At 42.1% G+C, this 2043-nt stretch carries 2 protein-coding genes; both read left to right on the forward strand.

What is annotated here, in order from left to right; genetic code table 11:
* Positions 1-227: 227 nt before the first annotated feature.
* Complete coding sequence (gene bchL / locus GNE10_RS34160) at positions 228-1094, forward strand: ferredoxin:protochlorophyllide reductase (ATP-dependent) iron-sulfur ATP-binding protein (protein ID WP_185570455.1); 867 nt, start codon at positions 228-230, stop codon at positions 1092-1094.
* Positions 1095-1126: 32 nt separating this feature from the next.
* A complete protein-coding gene (locus GNE10_RS34165; RefSeq protein WP_185570456.1) occupies positions 1127-1915 on the forward strand; it encodes a DUF5331 domain-containing protein in 789 nt (262 codons plus the stop codon).
* Positions 1916-2043 lie beyond the last annotated feature (128 nt).

Raw genomic sequence — 2043 nt, forward strand, 5'->3', positions numbered from 1 at the left:
GTTTTTTGACTATATTTTAGCTTTTTAAACCTTTTTAATCTCAAATAATAATTTTTAAGCTAAATTAAACGATATAGGAACGTTTTTTAGTTTTAAACCCACTTTCTTTTCTCTGTAATTTGCACAATAATGGCAACCACAAGACTTCACGCATTGCCATATCAGGCTAGGTGAAGGCAAACGTTTGAGCCACAAGTTTGACAAGAAGCTATAAGAGGCAAATAACAGTGAAACTAGCAGTCTACGGAAAAGGTGGTATCGGCAAATCCACAACTAGCTGTAATATATCCGTCGCCCTAGCTAAACGTGGCAAGAAAGTGCTGCAAATTGGCTGCGACCCAAAACATGACAGCACCTTCACCCTCACAGGGTTTCTGATTCCCACAATTATCGACACCCTCCAAGAAAAGGATTATCACTACGAAGATGTCTGGCCAGAAGACGTGATATACAAAGGTTACGGCGGTGTTGATTGCGTAGAGGCTGGCGGACCACCTGCGGGTGCTGGATGTGGCGGTTATGTCGTTGGGGAAACAGTAAAATTACTTAAAGAACTCAACGCTTTTGATGAGTACGATGTAATTTTGTTTGACGTTCTCGGTGACGTAGTTTGCGGTGGATTTGCAGCACCACTCAACTATGCAGATTATTGCCTGATTGTTACTGACAACGGCTTTGATGCGTTATTTGCTGCTAATCGCATTGCTGCTTCAGTGCGGGAAAAAGCACGGACTCACCCATTGCGTTTAGCTGGGTTAATTGGCAACCGCACCTCAAAGCGCGACTTAATTGAAAAATATGTAGAAGCAGTGCCAATGCCAGTTCTAGAGGTTTTACCTTTGATTGAAGATATTCGCGTTTCTCGCGTTAAAGGTAAGACTTTGTTTGAAATGGCAGAGCAAGATCCTTCCCTGGAGTACGTTTGCGATTATTATCTCAACATTGCCGACCAAATCTTGGCGCGTCCCGAAGGCGTTGTACCTAACGACTCACCAGATCGCGAATTGTTCTCTTTGTTGTCCGATTTTTATCTAAATCCGGGTAAACCCCAGGTTCCTAATTCCGAAGAAGAACTAGACTTGATGATTGTATAAATCACCAAGTTCTCAGGATGGGGAATAATAACATGGCATTCTTTCACAGCTTTACAGATTCATTAAAGCAGAAGTGGTTGCAATTTTTCCAGGCAAATCGGGATTGGATTATCTTGCACATGGAAGTAGAATCAGTGTACACACCTGATGGCGGGAAGCGACCACCTTCTTACCTCATCCTGGGAGTAGTTAACGCCCTAGAACCAAAATTAGCGCAATTGATGTTGCCTTTTGCCAAACTTAATCCTGATGCTGATACCCTGATTGAAGTGCTGGATTTGCATTTTGACCCAGATTTTGCTCTCGGTAACCGCTTCCAAATTACACCAGAACAAGAGAATTACGTGCATAATGCCGTAGCTGCCATTGATGAAAAGCCTGAAGATGAAACATTGACACATTCTCATAGCAATGGCTTTGAGTTGACGGCGATATCTCAACAGTTCACAATGGTGGATTCTGATGATGCAAATCTGGGTTTAAGCGAGTCTGAGGAAAGTGAAAATGGCTTTGGTGATATTTCCTTATCTCACGACAAAGATTCAAAAGATGAGCCGCTTCAAACTTCTAGTGCAGAAGCAGATGAGTTTGGGGAAATTACTTTCGATGCCACAACAGCAGCAATAGAAGTAAAGCTGGATGACGAGGTAATTGAAGATAGTCCACTAGATGAAAGTGCATTTAGTGATGTGCTATCAGATGTCTGGGGTGATGAAACATCACTGCAAAAAACCGAAGAAAATAACGATTTGTTAGGGGAAGAACTGCCAGCCGGCGTTTTTGATGAATCCGAAATTGCCCGTCTCTTCCCCAACGCTTAATTACAAAGTTAGGAGTGAAAAAAGTTATGAGTGAAAAAAAGTTAAGAGTTAGGAGTTAGGAGTTAGGAGTTAGGAGTTAGGAGTTAGGAGTTAGGAGTTAGGAGTTAGGAGTTAGGAGTTAGGAGTTA

Source organism: Nostoc sp. 2RC, from assembly GCF_014222165.1.
In the GTDB taxonomy this organism is placed as follows: domain Bacteria; phylum Cyanobacteriota; class Cyanobacteriia; order Cyanobacteriales; family Nostocaceae; genus Nostoc; species Nostoc linckia.

What these genes read in the sequence shown, in the direction of transcription:
- GNE10_RS34165 (WP_185570456.1), top strand. Translation starts at nt 1,127, where the DNA reads ATGGCATTCTTTCACAGCTTTACAGATTCATTAAAGCAGAAGTGGTTG.